Annotated in this window: 16 protein-coding genes; 5 read left to right on the top strand and 11 right to left on the bottom strand. The window is 62.0% G+C overall.

Annotated elements, in window-relative coordinates; genetic code table 11:
- Positions 1 to 3 precede the first annotated feature (3 nt).
- The 3 genes from carB to ACFQ95_RS17035 all read right to left on the bottom strand — a co-directional run bounded on the left by carB (position 4) and on the right by ACFQ95_RS17035 (position 5182).
- Complete coding sequence (gene carB / locus ACFQ95_RS17045; protein ID WP_422832854.1) at positions 4 to 3237, bottom strand: carbamoyl-phosphate synthase large subunit; 3234 nt, start codon at positions 3235 to 3237, stop codon at positions 4 to 6.
- On the bottom strand, positions 3230 to 4426 hold the full coding sequence (gene carA, locus ACFQ95_RS17040; protein ID WP_422832852.1) for a glutamine-hydrolyzing carbamoyl-phosphate synthase small subunit: 1197 nt from the start codon (positions 4424 to 4426) through the stop codon (positions 3230 to 3232). The genes carB and carA overlap by 8 nt, the downstream gene beginning before the upstream one ends.
- A gap of 186 nt (positions 4427 to 4612) precedes the next feature.
- Entirely contained in the window at positions 4613 to 5182 is a 570-nt protein-coding gene (locus tag ACFQ95_RS17035) for a MarR family winged helix-turn-helix transcriptional regulator (protein WP_422832850.1), read from the bottom strand.
- Positions 5183 to 5425: 243 nt separating this feature from the next.
- On the opposite strand from ACFQ95_RS17035, the gene ACFQ95_RS17030 reads away from it, so the two are divergent.
- Genes ACFQ95_RS17030 through ACFQ95_RS17010 form a run of 5 tightly spaced genes read left to right on the top strand, consistent with a single transcriptional unit; the run spans position 5426 to position 10932 of the window.
- The gene (locus ACFQ95_RS17030; protein ID WP_422832848.1) at positions 5426 to 6418 is read left to right on the top strand and encodes a Bug family tripartite tricarboxylate transporter substrate binding protein; all 993 of its coding nucleotides are present in this window, start codon (positions 5426 to 5428) and stop codon (positions 6416 to 6418) included.
- Between the two features lie 58 nt (positions 6419 to 6476).
- Entirely contained in the window at positions 6477 to 8768 is a 2292-nt protein-coding gene (locus ACFQ95_RS17025; protein ID WP_422832846.1) for a xanthine dehydrogenase family protein molybdopterin-binding subunit, read from the top strand.
- Complete coding sequence (locus tag ACFQ95_RS17020; protein WP_422832844.1) at positions 8761 to 9672, top strand: FAD binding domain-containing protein; 912 nt, start codon at positions 8761 to 8763, stop codon at positions 9670 to 9672. Before ACFQ95_RS17025 ends, ACFQ95_RS17020 begins: the two co-directional genes overlap by 8 nt.
- The gene (locus tag ACFQ95_RS17015) at positions 9669 to 10145 is read left to right on the top strand and encodes a (2Fe-2S)-binding protein (protein WP_422832843.1); all 477 of its coding nucleotides are present in this window, start codon (positions 9669 to 9671) and stop codon (positions 10143 to 10145) included. Before ACFQ95_RS17020 ends, ACFQ95_RS17015 begins: the two co-directional genes overlap by 4 nt.
- Entirely contained in the window at positions 10135 to 10932 is a 798-nt protein-coding gene (locus tag ACFQ95_RS17010) for a CoxG family protein (protein WP_422832841.1), read from the top strand. The genes ACFQ95_RS17015 and ACFQ95_RS17010 overlap by 11 nt, the downstream gene beginning before the upstream one ends.
- Positions 10933 to 10985: 53 nt before the next feature.
- Here the strand turns inward: ACFQ95_RS17010 and ACFQ95_RS17005 are convergent, their stop codons facing one another.
- From ACFQ95_RS17005 to bamA, 8 genes are all read right to left on the bottom strand, one after another.
- A complete protein-coding gene (locus tag ACFQ95_RS17005) occupies positions 10986 to 11771 on the bottom strand; it encodes a TrmH family RNA methyltransferase (RefSeq protein WP_422832839.1) in 786 nt (261 codons plus the stop codon).
- Complete coding sequence (gene rnhB / locus ACFQ95_RS17000; RefSeq protein WP_422832838.1) at positions 11771 to 12385, bottom strand: ribonuclease HII; 615 nt, start codon at positions 12383 to 12385, stop codon at positions 11771 to 11773. The genes ACFQ95_RS17005 and rnhB overlap by 1 nt, the downstream gene beginning before the upstream one ends.
- Entirely contained in the window at positions 12357 to 13490 is a 1134-nt protein-coding gene (gene lpxB, locus ACFQ95_RS16995; RefSeq protein ID WP_422832893.1) for a lipid-A-disaccharide synthase, read from the bottom strand. The genes rnhB and lpxB overlap by 29 nt, the downstream gene beginning before the upstream one ends.
- A gap of 68 nt (positions 13491 to 13558) precedes the next feature.
- Positions 13559 to 14347, bottom strand: coding sequence for an acyl-ACP--UDP-N-acetylglucosamine O-acyltransferase (gene lpxA / locus ACFQ95_RS16990; protein ID WP_422832837.1), 789 nt, complete (start codon positions 14345 to 14347; stop codon positions 13559 to 13561).
- Between the two features lie 10 nt (positions 14348 to 14357).
- Positions 14358 to 14801, bottom strand: a complete 444-nt coding sequence (gene fabZ, locus ACFQ95_RS16985) for a 3-hydroxyacyl-ACP dehydratase FabZ (RefSeq protein ID WP_422832836.1) — start codon at positions 14799 to 14801, stop codon at positions 14358 to 14360.
- Positions 14798 to 15787: a UDP-3-O-(3-hydroxymyristoyl)glucosamine N-acyltransferase gene (gene lpxD, locus ACFQ95_RS16980; RefSeq protein WP_422832835.1), complete on the bottom strand. Its 990-nt coding sequence runs from the start codon at positions 15785 to 15787 to the stop codon at positions 14798 to 14800. Before lpxD ends, fabZ begins: the two co-directional genes overlap by 4 nt.
- Before the next feature lie 131 nt (positions 15788 to 15918).
- Positions 15919 to 16446 (bottom strand): OmpH family outer membrane protein, encoded by a 528-nt coding sequence (locus ACFQ95_RS16975; protein WP_422832833.1) that lies wholly within the window; start codon positions 16444 to 16446, stop codon positions 15919 to 15921.
- Entirely contained in the window at positions 16446 to 18743 is a 2298-nt protein-coding gene (gene bamA, locus ACFQ95_RS16970) for an outer membrane protein assembly factor BamA (protein ID WP_422832831.1), read from the bottom strand. The genes ACFQ95_RS16975 and bamA overlap by 1 nt, the downstream gene beginning before the upstream one ends.
- Positions 18744 to 18782: the final 39 nt, after the last annotated feature.

Raw genomic sequence — 18782 nt, 5'->3', positions numbered from 1 at the left:
CTATCAAGCAGTCAATTGCGCGTGCATTTCCTGCACCGAAATCACGTCCAGATGATCCATGTGCTGCATGCCTTCCACGGCCGCTTCCGCACCAAAAATGGTGGTGAAGGTGGTCACGCGGGCCAGCAAGGCAGAGGTACGGATCTGGCGCGAATCGGCGATCGCGTTGCGACGCTCTTCCACCGTGTTGATGACCAAGGCAATCTCGTTGTTCTTGATCATGTCGACGATGTGCGGACGGCCTTCGGTGACCTTGTTGACCACCGTGCAGCTCACACCGGCGGCGTTGATCGCAGCAGCCGTTCCCTTGGTTGCCACCAGCTCAAAGCCCAGCTTGGCCAGGCCACGCGCCACTTCCACGGCACGTGCCTTGTCGTTGTTCTTCACCGAGATGAAGGCCTTGCCCGAACGCGGCAGGATGGTGCCGGCGCCGATTTGCGACTTGACGAAAGCCTCACCAAAGGTGCGGCCCACGCCCATGACTTCGCCGGTGGACTTCATTTCAGGGCCGAGGATGGTGTCCACGCCCGGGAACTTGACGAACGGGAACACGGCTTCCTTCACGCTGAAGTAAGGCGGCGTGACTTCACCGGTAATGCCTTGCGAAGCCAGCGACTGGCCGGCCATGCAGCGCGCGGCGATCTTCGCCAGTTGCTGACCCGTGGCCTTGCTGACGTAAGGCACGGTGCGCGAGGCGCGTGGGTTCACTTCCAGCACGTAGATCACGTCTTTGCCATCTTTTTCCTGGATGGCGAACTGCACGTTCATCAGACCCACCACGTTCAACGCGGCGGCCATGGCGGCGCTTTGGCGCTTCAGTTCGGCCACGGTGGCAGGCTTCAGGCTGTAAGGTGGCAGCGAACAGGCCGAGTCACCCGAGTGCACGCCGGCTTGCTCGATGTGCTCCATCACACCACCGATCAGCGTGCCGCCGGTGTTGTCACGGATGCAATCCACGTCGCATTCCACGGCGTCGTTCAAGAAGCGGTCCAGCAGCACCGGCGAGTCGTTGCTCACCTTCACGGCTTCGCGCATGTAGCGCTCCAGGTCGCGCTGCTCGTGCACGATTTCCATGGCGCGGCCACCCAGCACGTAACTCGGGCGCACCACCAGCGGGTAACCCAGAGCAGCGGCCTTTTCCAGGGCTTCCGGCTCGGTACGCGCGGTGGCGTTTGGCGGCTGCAGCAAGCCCAGCTCGTGCAGCAGCTTCTGGAAGCGCTCACGGTCTTCGGCCGCGTCGATCATGTCCGGCGTGGTGCCGATGATGGGCACGCCATTGGCTTCCAGGTCGAGCGCCAGCTTCAACGGCGTTTGGCCGCCGTACTGCACGATCACGCCTAGCGGTTTTTCCTTGTCGACGATTTCCAGCACGTCTTCCAGCGTCAACGGCTCGAAGTACAGGCGATCGGAAGTGTCATAGTCGGTGGACACGGTTTCGGGGTTGCAGTTGACCATGATGGTCTCGTACCCGTCTTCACGCATGGCCAGCGCCGCGTGTACGCAGCAGTAGTCGAACTCGATACCTTGGCCGATACGGTTCGGACCACCGCCCAGCACCATGATCTTTTTACGATCTGTCGGGTCGGCTTCACATTCGCCGCCTTCGGCCTCGTAGGTCGAGTACAGGTAGGCGGTGTCGGTGGCAAATTCAGCGGCGCAGGTGTCGACGCGCTTGAACACCGGGCGCACGTTGAGCGCGCGGCGGCGCTCACGGATCGCCGTGTCGGTGGTCTTCAATTGCTTGGCCAGGCGGCGGTCGGAGAAGCCTTTTTGCTTCAGCGCGCGCAGCGTGGCGGCGTCGATGTCTTCCAGCGTCTTGGTTTCGAGTTCGAGTTCGATCTTCACGATCTGCTCGATCTGCACCAGGAACCAGGGGTCGATCTTGGTCAGCGCAAACACCTCGTCCACGCTCAGGCCTTGGGCGAAAGCATCACCCACGTACCAGATGCGTTCTGGGCCGGGCTCACCGAGTTCTTTTTCCAGGACTTCGCGGTCCTGGGTTTTTTCGTTCATGCCGTCCACGCCGACTTCCAGGCCACGCAGGGCTTTCTGGAACGACTCCTGGAAGGTGCGGCCCATGGCCATGACTTCGCCCACGGACTTCATCTGCGTGGTCAAACGCGAATCGGCTGCGGGGAATTTTTCGAACGCAAAACGTGGAATCTTGGTCACCACGTAGTCGATCGAAGGCTCGAACGACGCGGGCGTGGCGCCGCCGGTGATTTCGTTGCGCAACTCGTCCAGCGTGTAGCCGATGGCCAGCTTGGCCGCGACCTTGGCAATCGGGAAACCGGTGGCCTTGGAAGCCAGTGCCGAAGAGCGCGACACACGTGGGTTCATCTCGATGACGACCATGCGGCCATCTTTCGGGTTGATGGAGAACTGCACGTTGGAGCCGCCGGTGTCCACGCCGATTTCGCGCAGCACCGCCAGCGAGGCGTTGCGCAGGATCTGGTATTCCTTGTCGGTCAGCGTCTGGGCCGGCGCCACGGTGATCGAGTCGCCGGTGTGCACACCCATGGGATCCAGGTTTTCGATCGAGCAGACGATGATGCAGTTGTCCGCCTTGTCGCGCACCACTTCCATCTCGTACTCTTTCCAGCCGAGCAGCGACTCTTCGATCAGCAGCTCGTTGGTCGGCGAGGCTTCCAGGCCGCGCTTGCAGATGGTCTCGAACTCTTCCGAGTTGTAGGCAATACCACCGCCGGTACCGCCCAACGTGAAGCTGGGGCGGATGACGGTGGGGAAGCCCACGCTCTTCTGCACTGCCCAGGCTTCGTCCATGGAGTGGGCGATGCCGGAACGCGCCGAGCCCAGGCCGATGCGGGTCATCGCATCCTTGAACTTCAGGCGGTCTTCGGCCTTGTCGATGGCCTCAGGCGTGGCGCCTATCAGCTCCACCTTGTACTTGTGCAGCACGCCGTTGCGCCACAGGTCCAGCGCGCAGTTCAGCGCGGTCTGGCCGCCCATAGTCGGCAGGATGGCGTCGGGGCGTTCCTTGGCGATGATCTTCTCGACCGTCTGCCAGGTGATGGGCTCGATGTAGGTGACGTCGGCCGTGGCCGGGTCGGTCATGATCGTCGCGGGGTTGCTGTTGATCAGGATGACCTTGTAACCCTCTTCGCGCAGCGCCTTGCAGGCTTGCACGCCGGAGTAATCGAACTCGCAGGCCTGGCCGATGATGATAGGGCCGGCGCCAATGATGAGTACGCTTTTGATGTCTGAGCGCTTAGGCATTCTTCTTCTCCAGAGCTTGTTCCATCAGCGCGGTGAAACGATCGAACAGGTAACCAATGTCATGCGGGCCGGGCGAGGCTTCAGGGTGGCCCTGGAAGCAGAACGCCGGCTTGTCGGTGCGGGCCAGGCCTTGCAGCGTGCCATCGAACAGGCTGATGTGTGTGGCGCGCAGGTTGGCGGGCAAGGTCTTTTCATCGACCGCAAAACCGTGGTTCTGGCTGGTGATGCTGACACGGCCGTTGTCCAGGTCCTTGACCGGGTGGTTGGCGCCGTGGTGGCCAAACTTCATCTTGAAGGTCTTGGCACCGCTGGCCAAGGCCATGATCTGGTGACCCAGGCAGATGCCGAAGGTCGGCACGCCGGTTTCAATGATCTCGCGCGTGGCGGCGATGGCGTAGTCGCAGGGCTCTGGATCGCCAGGGCCATTGGACAGGAACACGCCGTTGGGGTTCAGCGCCAGCACTTCTGCGGCAGGCGTTTGCGCCGGCACCACGGTCACGCGGCAGCCGCGTTCGGCCAGCATGCGCAAGATGTTGAACTTCACGCCGAAGTCGTACGCCACCACATGGAAGCGCGGCTTGTCTTGCGTGCCGTAACCTGGCGTGCCATCTTCGCGCGCCAGTTGCCATTCGGATTGCGTCCAGTCGTAGCCCTTGGCGGCAGACACCACCTTGGCCAAGTCCAGACCGGCCATGTTCGGCGCAGCCTTGGCCGCGGCGATGGCTTTGTCGATCGCGGCTTGCGTAACGGATTCGCCCGCAGCCAAGCCCACGATACTGCCGTTTTGCGCGCCGTGGGTGCGCAGGTGGCGTGTCAGCTTGCGGGTGTCGAGACCGGCAATGGCCACGGTTTTCTCTTTGACCAAATAGTCAGACAGCGTGAGCTTCTGGCGGAAGTTGGAAGAGACAAGAGGCAAGTCTTTGATGATCAGACCTGCGGCGTGGACTTTGCTGGATTCGACGTCCTCCTCGTTCGTCCCGTAGTTGCCGATGTGCGGATACGTCAGCGTGACGATCTGCTGGCAATAGCTGGGGTCGGTGAGGATTTCCTGATAGCCGGTCATCGAGGTGTTGAACACAACCTCTCCGACGGTGGAGCCGGTGGCCCCAATCGAATGTCCAAAAAAGACCGTGCCGTCTGCGAGCGCCAGGATGGCGGGCGGGAAGGTTCCCTGTAGAGACAAAAGCACTGGGTTCTCCGAAATGGTTACGGGTACGCCAAGCGGTCCAAGAGAAAACTCTTGTCTTTGCTCTGATAAGGGGTTCGGTGTGAACGGCGCTAGGCGTACGGTGATGGCGGGAAAGCCCTCAATTATAACCAGCAGTTCCCGGGAGTGGCAGCCCCTATTGGCAAAAACCCTTGGCCGCCGCTCATTTCATATGTATGAAGACGGACCGCCGTCGCGTCCATCGGCCGTCGGCGCCAGGCAATGCTGGCCCAGCTTTTTCAGCGCCAGATAAAGCCCTTCGCGCTCCTGCGGACTCAACAGACAAATCATTTCGGCCTGGCGCTGCCGCGCAATGGGTATCGCCTGGGCATGCAGGGCGGCGCCAGCCTCGGTCACCGCGCAGATGAGTTTTTTGCGCGGCGTGGAGCCCTCGGCCCGAATCTGCAGCAAACCGCGCTGCTCCAACTGGCGCACCGTGCGGCTGACCAAGGCCTTGTCGGATGTGGACTGGATCACCAGCTCGGCAAACGGCAACTCGCCCGCGTGCGCCACCAGCGACAACAGACGCCATTCCGACACCGAGACCCCAAACTGCTCCGCATACGGCTGGGTGATGGTGCGCCGCAAGGCATTGCCCACGGTGCTGAACATGGTGGTCAGAAAGTTGTCGACGGTCAGCCCCTCGCCCGATGGCTCGAGCCCCGTCCACGGGCAGATTTCCCTGGCGGCGCCATTAGCGGCGCCAGCGCTGTTTTTCAATTCATCAGATCGGCTCATGTTGCCGATTTTCGTCGTTTAACAAACAACCGCCGCCACGGCACGAGCATTCGTCAGAAATTAATTTTCCTATCATATTTTTATGATATGTAAATTATGGTTTACAGCAAGTTGATCTATCAACAATGAGAAACAAGAATGCATTTAGTTTCTTAATGAAACTATGTTTTATATATGAAACATTCCCGCCACTCGTTTTCGCCACTTAAAAACCATACCGCCGCCTGCCCCTGGAGTTACACGATGAATGTTGACCGCCGTCTCGTCCTAGCCGCCGCCCTGGCCTCGCTCGCTGCCAGCACCCTGGCCCCCACCGGGGCCATGGCCGCCGAGGCCTACCCCAGCAAGCCGATCACCGTGGTGGTGGCCTACCCACCGGGCGGCGACACCGACGCCATTGCCCGCCTGCTGGCCGACAAGCTTTCGCAGCGGCTCAAGCAGCCGGTGATGATCGACAACCGCGCGGGCGCCGGCGGCGTGGTGGGAAACACCTTTGTCAGCCGCGCTCCGGCCGATGGCTACACCCTGCTGTTCACGCCCAACCCCTTCACCACCGCACCCATGGTGCTCAAGCTCGCGCCCAAGGCCAGCTACGACGTGTTGAATGGTTTCGAACCCATCATCAAGACGGCGACCCAGCCCTTGTTGCTGGTGGCCCACCCCGGCGCGGGCTTCAAGACCATCCCCGAGATGATTGCGGCGGCCAAGGCCGGCAAGGCGGTCAACTACGCCAGCCCGGGCGCCGGCTCACCCATGCACGTGGTGGCCGAATGGCTGAACCGCTCGGCCGGCAGCCAAATCACCCACGTGCCTTACCGTGGCGTGGGCCCATCCGTCACCGACGTGGTGGCCGGCCACGTCAGCACGGCTTGGGTCACGCTCGGGCCGGTGGCGCAGTACATACAGCAAGGCAAGCTGGTGCCGCTGGCGGTTGGTGATGCGCACCGCTCGCCGTTGATGCCGGGCGTGCCCACGCTGGTGGAGTACGGCTACAAGGATGTGGTGGTGGGCGCATGGAACGGTTTCTTCGCGCCCAAGGGCACGCCCAAGGACATCGTCACGCTGCTGAACAGCCATCTGAACGAAATTGTGAAGATGCCGGACGTGGTCGAAAAGCTGGCCACCTTTGGCGCCCTGCCCGCTGGCGGCGCGCCCGAAGTGTTGGGCAAGACCAATGCGTCTGACTTTGAAGTCATGGGCAAGGTCATCAAGGAACTGGGCATCACCGCCGACTGATGCCACGCGCCGGGGCTTGCCCGCAGGCCCCGCCCCCTTCAGAACAGCCCACAAAAAAATGACGATGAACCCATCCACACTGGGCACCGATGTGCCCCAGGTCACGGCGCGAGCCAAGGTCTTGGGGCGCGCCCAATACGCGGGTGACCTCAAGGTCGCCGGCATGCTGCACGCCAAGGTGCTGCGCAGTCCCTACCCACACGCACGCATCGTCAGCGTGGACACCGCCGCCGCGCGGGCGTTGCCCGGCGTGCTGGCCGTGCTCACCGGTGCCGACGCACCACGCGCCATGTGGGGTGTGCACCATAAAGAGCGGCGCATCCTGGCCGAAGGCGTGGTGCGTTTTTGCGGTGAAGAAGTCGCCGCCGTGGCCGCCACCAGCGAAGAAATTGCGCGCGACGCGCTCGACCTGATCGCCATCGAATACGAGGAGTTGCCCGCCATCCTCACACCCGAAGAAGCGCTGGACGAAGACGCACCCGGCATCCACCCCGGGCGCAACAACATCTCGCACGAAATCAAGTTCCAGCGTGGCGATGTCGATGCCGGCATGGCCGCCGCCGACCTGGTGTACGAGGCGCACTACACCACACACGCGCAATACCCTGGCTACCTCGAGCCCATGGGCAGCGTCGCCGCCATCGACCCCGATGGCCGGCTGGAGGTCTGGACCTCCACCCACTCGGCCTCGCTGGCACGGGTGCGTTTGGCCGCTGCGCTGGAGCTGCCGATCTCGCGTGTGCGCGTACACCAGGCCACCACCGGCGGCGGCTTCGGCGGCAAGATGGTGGAAGACGCCAACAACCTGATCGCCGGCCTGCTGGCCGTCAAAACCGGCAGGCCGGTGCGGCTGGTAAACAACCGGCTCGAAGACTTTCTGGCCGCGCCGTCCAGCGTGCCCGAGCAGATCACGCTGAAGCTGGGCATGACCCGCGACGGCCTGATCGTCGCCAAAGAGGTGCGCATCATTGCCGACTGCGGCGCCTACAGCGGCCTGGCCGCCGAGGTGATGCACGTCAGCGCCATGCGTAGCGACAACATGCACCGCAACGCCAACGTGCGCTCACACGCCACGCTGGTCTACACCCACACGCCGGTGCATGGCGCGTTTCGCGGCTTTGGCGGCACACAAATGCAGTTTGCACTGAACAGCCACATCCACAGCATGGCCGAAAAACTCGGCCTAGACCCCGTGGACATCCACAAGCGCAACGCCATTGGCGCCGGTGAAACCTCTATCCACGGCTGGGAGATTGGCAGCACCGGCCTGAAGGAATGTATTGACCAGTGCACCAGCGCCATAGGCTGGGAGGCCAAGCGCACCCGTGCCAAAGACACCGGCGCCAAGCGCCGTGGCGTGGGCATGGCCTGCGCCATGCACGTCAGCGGCAACCGCACCATAGGCAACTGGGATGGGTCGACCGTGGTCGTCAAAATCAACGAGGACGGCCGCGTCTACATCCACAGCGGCGAAGCCGATGTGGGCCAAGGCGCCATGACCATGCTGAGCCAGGTGGTGGCACACGAGTTGACCATCCCGCTGAGCCACACCTACGTGGTGCCGCCCGATACCGACACCTCACCCAGCGCCATTGGCGCCCTGGCCTCGCGTATCACCATCGCGGCCGGCAACGCGGCCATCGTGGCGGCACGTTCGGCACGCGACAAGCTGTTGGCCTTGGCCGCCAGCGAACTCAAGGCCGAGGTCGATCAACTCGAACTGGCCGAGGGCTCGGTACGCGTGAAGGCCGAGCCCACGCGCCAGGCCAGCATCGCCCAACTGGCACGCCTGCACATCTGGCGCCATGGTGGTGAAGGCATTCAAGTCAGCGGCAGTTGGGACGCCAAGACCAAGATGCACGACGACCAGGTCTACGGCAACATCGCCCCGGCCTACTCGTTTGCGGCGCAGGCGGTGGAGGTGGAGGTCGACATACAAACCGGCCAGGTCAGCGTGCTCGACAGCTTTGTGTCCGACGACTGCGGCAAGGCCCTGAACCCCATGGCCATACACGGCCAGACCAACGGTGCCACGGTGCAGGCCATTGGCTGGACGCTGTACGAACACCTGCAACTCGAAGGCGGCCGCATCACCAATGCCGACTTTGCCGACTACACCATGGCCATGGCCGATGCCGTTCCCATGCTGCGCGGCGGCCTGGTCGAATCCATGGACCCCAACGGCCCGTACGGCGCCAAGGGCGCGAGCGAAACCGCCATCCTGCCCGGCGCCCCGGCAATTGCCAACGCGGTGTATGAGGCGATTGGTGTACGCATCCGCGACCTGCCCATCACGCCCGAAAAAATCCTGGCCGCGCTGCGCCAGCAACAGGAGGTGCAGCATGCGTGACTTTGACTTTTTGCAACCCGCCTCGGTGGCGGAAGCCAGCCGCATGCTGGCCGACCTGGGCGACGAATGCCGCGTGATGGCCGGCGGCACCGCACTGATGCTGGCCATGCGGCAACGCATGTTGTCGCCCACCCACATCATCTCGGTGGCCAAGCTGGACGCGCTGCGCGGCATCAGCTTCGATGCCCGCACCGGCCTGCGCATAGGCGCCCTGTCGCGCCATTGCGATGTGGCGCGCTCGCCGCTGGTGCAGCAGCACTACCCCATGCTCGCAGCCATGGCGGCGCAAGTGGCCAACCCGCAGGTGCGCCACCAGGGCACCATAGGCGGCAACCTCTGCTACGCCGACCCTGCCACCGACCCGCCCAACTGCCTGATGGCGCTGGATGCACAGGTAGTGCTGGCCAGCAGCCGGGGCGAGCGAGTTTTATCGATGGAAGAGTTTCTGGTGGACTACTACGTCACCGCCATAGAGCCCGACGAAGTGGTACAGGAGATTCGCATCCCTGCCCCCGCGCCCGATGCCGTTGGCGAATACACACGTTTCCTGCGCACCGCCGCCGAGCACCGGCCATTGGTCAACTTCTCCATCGCCACACGCAGTCACGGCACGCTGTGCCATTCGGCGCGGCTGGTGGTGGGAGCGTCCACCCCCATCCCGGCACGCGTGGCGCGCGCCGAGGCCTACCTCGCGGGCAAAACCGTCACGCACGAGGTGGCGGCCGAGGCCGCAGAGATTGTGGCCAGCGACATCCTGGCCGTGTCCGACACACGTGGCTCCGAGGACTTTCGCCGCGCCATGGTGCGCGTGGTGGCCGAGCGCACCATCGCCAAACTTTTCAAGCTCACGCTTAACCAGGCTCATCACCACGCACATAGCCAGGCACAAGGAGTTCACGCATGAGCAAACACCTAATCGACGTGACCGTGAACGGCACGCCGCAAAGTATGGAAGTGCCTGCGCGGCGCATGTTGTCCGACTTTCTGCGCGACGACCTGCACCTCACGGGCACCAAGCGCGGCTGCGAAACCGGCACCTGCGGCGCGTGTTCAGTGCTGCTGGACGGCGAGGTGGTCAAGTCCTGCCTGTCGCTGGCGGTGCAAGCCAACGGCAGTTGCATCACCACGGTAGAGGGCTTGAGCCAGGGCGAGGCCCTGCATCCCCTGCAGGAGAGTTTCATGCAGTGTGGCGGCCTGCAATGCGGCTATTGCACCCCGGGCTTTCTGATGGCGTCATGCGCCATGCTGGCCCGCAACCCCAATCCAACGGTAGACGAAGTGCGCCACGGTCTCAATGGCAATTTGTGCCGCTGTACCGGCTACACCCAAATCGTCGAATCGGTTTTAACTGCAGCGGAGAAGATGCGTGGAAATTGAAAAAATCATGACCGTGGCGGCGCCCACGGAAAAAGTCTGGGCCATGCTGCTGGATCCGAATGTGATGGGCAGTTGTGTGCCAGGCATGAAGTCCATCGAGGTGATCAGCGATGTCGAATACGTGGCGCAGATCCACGTGAAGATCTCCTTCATCAGCGCCAAGTTCAAGCTCAAGACCACCATTGTCGAGCAGCAGGCGCCGCACTACCTGCGCTGCGAAGGCACGGGTGAAGATGCCTCGGTGGCCAGTTCGCTCAAGCAGCAAAGCGAACTGTTCCTCACCGCCCTGCCCGATGGCCAAACCGAGATCCGCATGAAGGTCAAGGTCGACGTGCTGGGGCGCCTGGGCACCTTCGGCCTCACGGTGATGAAGACCAAGGCCGACCGCATGTGGGAAGAGTTTGGGCAAAACCTGGTGGCGCGGTTGGAGGGCGGTGTGGCCCCCGTGGCGGCGACGGCGGTGGACAAGCCTGCGGCGGTAGCGGTACCGGCACAAGCTCCTGCTTCTGTTTCGGCACCCACTGCCGTAGCCTCCCCGGCCCCGGTCGCCGCGGCTGCACCCGCCAAGTCCCCGGCCGCCCCGGCCATCGCCACGCCGGCGCCGATCACGCAAACTGGCCCGGCCACCGCATCACGCGGTTGGTGGTCACGCCTGGTAAATGGTCACACGCCAAGCGGCCAACACATTCACATCGAACTACGCCGTGGCGACACGGCGTTGACGGTGGACTGGCCAGTAGAAGCCTCGGGCGACTGCGCGGCCTGGCTGCGTGAGGTAACGAAGTAAAGAGACGAAGTCATCAGGGCCCGCACGCGTTCCAGCGTGGACGGGCGCAAAACTCAATTGGCCGCGCGCACCGCTGTGGCGCTGGCATGCAGACAAATGGCTGCCGCAGCCCCCACGTTGAGCGACTCTTCACCGCCCGGCTGGGCGATGCGTATGCGTTGTGCGGCCAGTGCCTCCAGCTCGGGCGCCACACCCTGCCCTTCGTGGCCCATCACCCAGGCGCAGGGCCAGGGTAAATCGGCCTGGTGCAGATAGCTGCCGCCGTGTGAGCTGGTAACCAGCAGCGGTAGGCCTGTAGCTTGCACCATGGCCAAGTCTGCGCCTTCCACCAGGCGCAAACCGAAGTGTGCTCCCATGCCGGCACGCAAAACCTTGGGGCTCCACAGCGCGGCCGTGCCCTTGAGGGCAATCACTTGTTTGTAGCCAAAGGCCGAGGCGCTGCGCAAGATGGAACCCACGTTGCCGGCGTCTTGCACGCGGTCCAGTACCACGGCGGCCTGGCCATTCAATGGCGCAACCGCCTCGGGCAGGTCGAGCAGAAAACCCATGCGCGCAGGTGATTCCAGGCCGCTGAGTTCAGCAAACAAGGCATCCGGAATTACTACGAATTTAGGAGCTGCCTGCGCATATTCAGCCTGCGCCACAGGCCAAAAAGACTCACAAAAAACGGCGATTGATGGTTGTTGCCCGCGCTGCAATGCGGCACGGCACAGGTGGTCGCCTTCAAGCCATACACGGCCTTGTTTGCGGTAAGCGGCGCTGTCTTGCGCCAGCCGGCGCAGGTCTTTGAGCAAGGGGTTGTCACGCGCGGTGACGTGCACGATGTTGGAGCTGGTCATCACAGCACCTGCCGCACCGGGCTGAATGTGCGACGGTGCAGCGGGCTGGCACCGTGGGCACGCAGGGCATCCAGATGCGCCGCCGTGCCATAACCTTTGTGCACGGCAAAGCCGTATTGCGGGTAATGCGCGTCGACCTCGGCACACCAGCGGTCGCGCGTCACCTTGGCCAAAATCGATGCGGCCGAAATGGCGGGAACCAACGCGTCGCCCTTGACAATCGCTTCGGCCAGCACACGCAAGGTGGGCAGGCGGTTGCCGTCGACCAGCACACGCGCAGGTGTGAGGCGCAGGCCTTCGACCGCACGGCGCATGGCCAGCATGGTGGCCTGCAGGATGTTGAGTTGGTCTATCTCTTCCACACTGGCCTCGGCCACCGAGCAACACAAGGCCTTGGCGCGGATTTCGTCAAACAGGGCTTCGCGCCGGGCGGCAGTGAGCTTCTTGGAGTCGGCCAGACCGGCAATCGGGTCCAGGTCGTTCAGGATCACGGCCGCCGCCACCACGGGCCCGGCCAGCGGGCCGCGCCCGGCCTCGTCCACCCCTGCCATCAGCCCTTGGGCAGACCAGGCGAACACACTTTGTTCAGGAATGGAGGACTTTCTGGATGGCATCGGTGGCAAGCTGCGCTGTGTCGCGTCGCAGTTCAAGATGCAACGCGCGGAATTTTTCGTCGAGGGCCACGATTCTCGCAGACCCACGGGCGCGATCGTCCAGCCATTGCAAAACAGCGTCGGCCAGGGCTTGCGGTGTGGCGGCGTCCTGCAGCAACTCGGGCACGACAAACTCGCGGCACAAGATGTTCGGCAGGCCAACCCAGGGCTGGAGTTGCTTGCGCCGCATCAACCAGGCCGACAACCAGTGCATGTTGTAGGCGATGACCATGGGCCGCTTGAACAACGCCGCCTCCAGCGTGGCGGTGCCGCTGGCGATCAGCGTCACATCACACGCCGCCAGCACGGTGTGCGATTGGCCGGGCACGACCAGAATGCGGCCCGCCATGCCGGCGGCGGCCACATGGGCTTCAATCGCGGCGTGTTGTGCAGGCACTGCTGGCACTACAAATTGAATAGCTGGCTGCGCTTTCAGCATCAGCGCTGCAGCCTCAAAAAACCTGGGGGCCAGATAACGCACTTCAGAACCACGGCTGCCAGGCAGCAAGGCCACCACGGCCCCTTCCAGCGGCAAGCCCAGCTTTTCGCGCGCCGCGTGTTGGTCGGGCTGCAGCGGGATCACACTGGCCAGCGGATGGCCGACGTAGGTTGCGGCGATGCCGTTCTTCGCCAGCAGCTCGGGCTCGAACGGGAAGATGCACAACACATGGTCGGCGCTTTGGCGTATCTTGTTGACGCGCTCTGGGCGCCAGGCCCAGATCGACGGGCAGACAAAATGCACCGTGCGCACACCTTGGGCCTTCAGCCCCGCCTCCAGCCCGAGGTTGAAATCCGGGGCATCAACACCCATGAACACGTCCGGACGCTCGCGCAGTAAACGCTGGCGCAATTGCTTGCGGATGCGCAGCAACTCAGCCACACGTTTAAACACTTCTATGCTGTAGCCGTGCACCGCAAGCTTCTCGCTTGGCCAGTGCGCGTCAAACCCGCGTTGGATCATTTGCGGCCCACCGATGCCGCTGGTTTTCAGATCGGGCCAGCGTGCGCGCAGGCCATCGATCACCAGGCTCGCCAGCAGATCACCGGACGCTTCCCCCGCCACCATGGCGACGTGAGGCGCCGTTCCACCTGAGCCCTCGACGTGGGGCGTCCTAACCTGAACTGGCTGGTTCATCAGCGGGCGATGCCGCGCTCGGCACTGGCCAGAAAGGCGGTCATGGCGGCCACGTCTTCATCTGCTTCCGGCATGCTGCCGGGCAGCGCCGCAATTTCTTGGCTGGCTTGCGCCAGCGTCTTGCCTTCGCGGTACAGCAGCTTGTGCATCTGCTTGATGGCAGCCAAACGCGCATTCGAAAAACCGCGCCGGCGCAAGCCCACGAGGTTGGTGCCGCGCACGGCCAGCGGGTTGCCATCGACCAGCATGAACGGTGGCACGTCTTGCGACACCGCACTCGCAAAACCCACCATGGCATGTGCACCAATCTTCACAAACTGGTGAATGCCGGTAAGGCCGCCCACGGTGACCCAATCATCGATTAACACATGGCCGGCCAAGGTGGTGTTGTTGGCCATGGTGACGTGATTGCCCACAATGCAGTCGTGCGCAATGTGGGTATAGGCCATGATCCAGTTGTCGTCGCCGACACGCGTCACACCACCGGCCTGGGGCACGCCCAGGTTGAAGGTGCAGAACTCGCGTATGGTGTTGCGGTCGCCGATGATCAGCTCGGTGGGTTCACCGGCGTATTTCTTGTCCTGCGGCACCGCGCCAATCGAGTTGAACTGAAAGATGTGGTTGTCGCGGCCGATAGTGGTGTGCCCGTCGAGCACACAATGCGCGCCGACGGTGGTGCCGGCAGCGATGCGCACATGCGGGCCGACCACGGTGTACGGGCCGATTTGCACCGAACTGTCGATCTGGGCCTGGGGATCGACGATGGCCGTCGCGTGGATGAGGCTCACGCTGGACGCCTTAGGCAACGGTGCGCATGGCGCAGGTCAACTGGTCCACATCCACCGCTACTTCATCGCCCACCATGGCGCGCGTTTTGAAGCGGAAGATGCCGGCTTTCATACGCAGCAGTTCGGCTTCGAGGATGAGCTGGTCACCTGGCTCGACCGGACGCTTGAAACGCACACCGTCGACACCTGCAAAATAGTAAATGGTGTTGCCGCAAGGCGAGGCGTCGAGCGCGTGGAAGGCCAGCAAGGCGGCAGCCTGCGCCATGGCTTCGAGCATCAACACGCCGGGCATCACCGGGCGCTGCGGAAAATGGCCCTGGAAGAAGGGTTCGTTCATCGTGACGTTCTTCAGCACACGGATGGTCTTGCCTTTTTCCAGATCGAGCACACGGTCTACCAGCAGGAACGGGTAGCGGTGTGGCAGTTGTTTGAGAATGGTGTGGATGTCCATCATGGTTCTGAATCGCCTTGTTCGTTTCGTTTTTCGAGCGCCCGAATGCGCTCACGCAGGCTGTGCAAATGTTTGAGCGTCGCCGCGTTTTTCTCCCATTTCGCATTTTCGTCGAATGGAAAGGATCCGCTGTAGACCCCGGGTTTTAGCAATGAGCGCGTGATCATGGTGGAAGCGGTGACATGCACACCATCCACCAAGGTCAAATGACCCGCCACGCGCGAGGCACCGGCGAGCGTGCAATACGCGCCGATATGGGTGCTGCCGGCCACCCCGGCGCAACCGGCAACCGCCGTGTGTTTACCGATGTGCACGTTGTGGCCAATTTGGATCAGGTTGTCGAGCTTGACGCCATCTTCGATGACGGTGTCACGCAAGGCGCCACGGTCTATACAGGTGTTGGCACCAATCTCCACGTCGTCACCAATGGTGACGGCGCCAAGCTGCTCGATCTTTTCCCAGGTCTTTTGATAAGGTGCAAAGCCAAAGCCGTCAGCCCCTATCACCACGCCCGGATGCAAGATGCCGCGCGCGCCAATGACACACCGCTCGCCCACCGTCACGCGCGACTTCAGCACGGTATACGCGCCAATGCGCGCACCACGCTCCACCACACACAACGGGCCTATGGTTGCCGTAGGGTCGACAAAGGCTTGTGCATCAACCACCGCACTGGGGTGGATGCCAGGCACCGGGGCCAGGCCGTTGTGCCGCGCCCAAAGCTGCGTCAAACGTGCGAAGTACAAATAGGGATCGGGTGTGACGATGCAGGCGCCGCGCTCGCGTGCCGCCTCTTCCATCACGCTGCCCACAATGACACAGGCCGCCCGAGAGGCGGCCAGTTGTTGCCGGTACTTGGGGTTGCTGAGGAAGGTCAACTCTCCGGGGCCAGCATCACCAAGTGGCGCCAGTGCCTGGATACTCAGGTCGGGGTCTCCGTGGAGCTCCCCGCCCAATGCGTCGATTATGCTTTTGAGTTGCAATGCCATTCTGTGAAGGCCCCAGAGCCTGTTGGAAAAGGCCGCGACTCGGCGGCGCAGCACCTGAGTGCCGGGTATTCAGCGAGATGGCCACTGCTGAGCATCTCGCTGTTCCATTTCGACAGCGTTAAAGCGCGTGGTTACTTGACGCCGTTGGCACCGTTCAGCGCTTTCAGCACCTTGTCGGTGATGTCGTGCTTAGGGTTGATGTAGACGGCTTCTTGCAACACGGCGTCGTATTTTTCAGCTTCGGCCACCTGGCGGATCACGCGGTTGGCCTTTTCCAGCACTTGCTGCAGTTCTTCGTTTTTGCGCGAGTTCAGGTCTTCCTGGAATTCACGGCGCTTGCGCTGGAAGTCACGGTCTTGTTCGACCAGTTGTTTCTGGCGCGATACACGTTGGCTTTCGGCCAAGGTAGGCGCTTCACGTTCGAACTTCTCCGAAGCGCTTTTCAGCGCGGCACCGGTGTCGCTCAGTTCTTTGTCGCGCTTGGAGAACTCTTGCTCCAGCTTGGATTGCGCAGCCTTGGCGGCACTGGACTCGCGGAAGATGCGGTCGGTATTGACGAAGCCGATACGGAAATCTTCAGCCTGGGCATGGACGTGAGCCGACAACCCCATCACGCCGACGATTGCAGCCAGCCAGCATTGACGTAGAAATTTCTTCATTAGAACGATGTACCTATTTGGAATTGCAGTTTCTGGATTCTATCCCCAGGAAATTTCCTCACGGGCTCGGCGTAAGCCAAGCGCAAAGGTCCCACCGGGGAAATCCAACTCAGGCCAATACCCACCGAGGCGCGGGCCACGGACAGGTCGAATTTGTCATTCTCGCCATACACATTGCCAACGTCGGCAAAGCCGTACAAGCGCAGTGTGCGGTCGTTACCGGCACCTGGGAAAGGCACCAGCATTTCAGCATTGATGTTGAACTTCTTGGAGCCACCGATAGAGGAGCCGGTCACGTCACGTGGGCCCAGCGTACCCTGGTCGAAACCACGCACAGAACCCAGACCACCACCATAGAAGTTCTTGAACACCGGATAGGGATCCCCGCCAAGTCCGGTGCCGTAGCCAAATTCGCCGTTGAAGGCAAATGTGTAGAGCTTGGCCAGCGGAATGAATTGTTGGTACTGGTAGTTCGCCTTGACATAGTTGGCATCACCTATCAGCCCCAGTTCGCTGTTAAACCGCTGGAAGCGTCCCGATGTAGGCGCCAAGGTGCTGTCACGGTCATCACGCGACCAGCCTACGGTGAATGGCAAATTGGTGCTGGTGTAACCAAATTGCTGCGCATAGGCCAGGTAGGCGGCGGGGATATTGGTGCCGGGCTTGATGGTGGTGCGGTCCAGTGCGGTACCGAAATAAACCGTATCGCTCTCGCTGAACGGCACACCAAAGCGCAAGCTCATACCCTGGGTCACCAGTTGGTAGTCACCGCCCTGGTCGTTATACGGGCGCTGCGAACGGTAGTAGATATCGAACGCACGCGAGATACCGTCGTTGGTGAAATACGGATCGATGGAACTGAAAACGACGGTGCGGTTGTATTTGCTGGTGTTGACTTCAAAGCCCAGGTAGTTACCCGAGCCGAAGGCGTTTTCCTGTTTCAAGCTGAACGACAACGAAAGTTTTTCAGCACTGGAGAAACCGGCACCCAACTGCACGCTACCGGTGGGCTTTTCTTCCACATTGAGCTGCACGTCCACCTGGTCCGGTGAACCTGGCACGTCCTGGGTTTCGATGCCGACTTCTTTGAAGTAGCCCAAACGGTCGACACGGTCGCGCGACAACTTGATCTTGTCGCCGTCATACCAGGAGGCCTCGTATTGACGGAACTCGCGGCGAATCACCTCGTCACGCGTGCGCGAGTTGCCGGCGATGTTGACGCGGCGCACATAAGCTCTGCGCGAAGGATTGGCTTGCAGCACCAGCGCGACCTGGTTGTTGGTGCGGTCGATTTCGGTTTGCGCCTCCACCGTGGCAAAGGCAAAACCAAAACTGCCGAAATAGTCTTTGAATGCCTTGACCGTGCCCGTGACCAGGTCGGCGTTGTAAGGTTGGCCGGGCTTGATGGTGATCAAGGACTTGAACTCTTCCTCTTTGCCGAGGTAGTTGCCTTCAACCTTGATGCCCGACACCACAAAACGTTCACCCTCGGTGATGTTCAAGGTGACGGCGATGTCTTCCTTGTCCGGCGAGATGGCAACCTGGGTGGAGTCAACCTTGAACTCCAGGTAACCGCGCGACAAATAATACGAACGCAGGGTTTCGATGTCGGCGTTGAGCTTGGCACGCGAGTAACGATCGGACTTGGTGTACCAGCTCAGCCAGCCGCCGGTGTCGAGCTCGAACAAGCCGAGCAAGGTCGAGGTGCTGAAAGCCTTGTTGCCGACGATACGGATCTCGCTGATCTTGGCTGGCTCACCTTCGGTGATGGAGAAGGTCACGTTGACACGGTTGCGCTCGATTGGCGTGACCGTGGTCACCACCTGCGCGCCGTACAGGCTCTTGTTGATGTATTGGCGCTTGAGCTCCTGCTCAGCGCGGTCGGCCAGCGCCTTGTCGAACGGGCGGCCTTCGGTGAGGCCCACGTCGCGCATGGCTTTTTTCAGCACATCTTTGTCAAACTCCTTGGAGCCGGCAAATTCAACATCGGCGACCGTGGGGCGCTCTTCGACAATCACCACCAGCACATCGCCATTGGTCTCCAAGCGCACATCCTTGAACAGGCCCAATGCAAACAACGCACGGATGGCAGCGGAGCCTTGTTCGTCGTTGTAGGTATCGCCCACACGAAAGGGCAGAGAGGCGAAAACCGTACCGGGCTCTACCCGTTGCAGGCCTTCAATGCGGATGTCGCGCACGGCAAAAGGGTCCACTGCCCAGGCCACGTCGGAGGCGAACACCAGGGCTAGGGTCGCGCTCAACGCCCGCAGGCGATAACTTTTTGAATGATTGTTCATGAATAGTGGTTTGCCAAACTCGCGTAGCAGTACATGGCG

It is taken from the genome of Variovorax sp. HJSM1_2, from assembly GCF_049316285.1.
In the GTDB taxonomy this organism is placed as follows: Bacteria; Pseudomonadota; Gammaproteobacteria; order Burkholderiales; family Burkholderiaceae_C; genus Rhodoferax_B.
The sequence above is the reverse complement of the archived record's forward strand: the minus strand, read 5'-3'. Positions and strand labels throughout refer to the sequence as shown.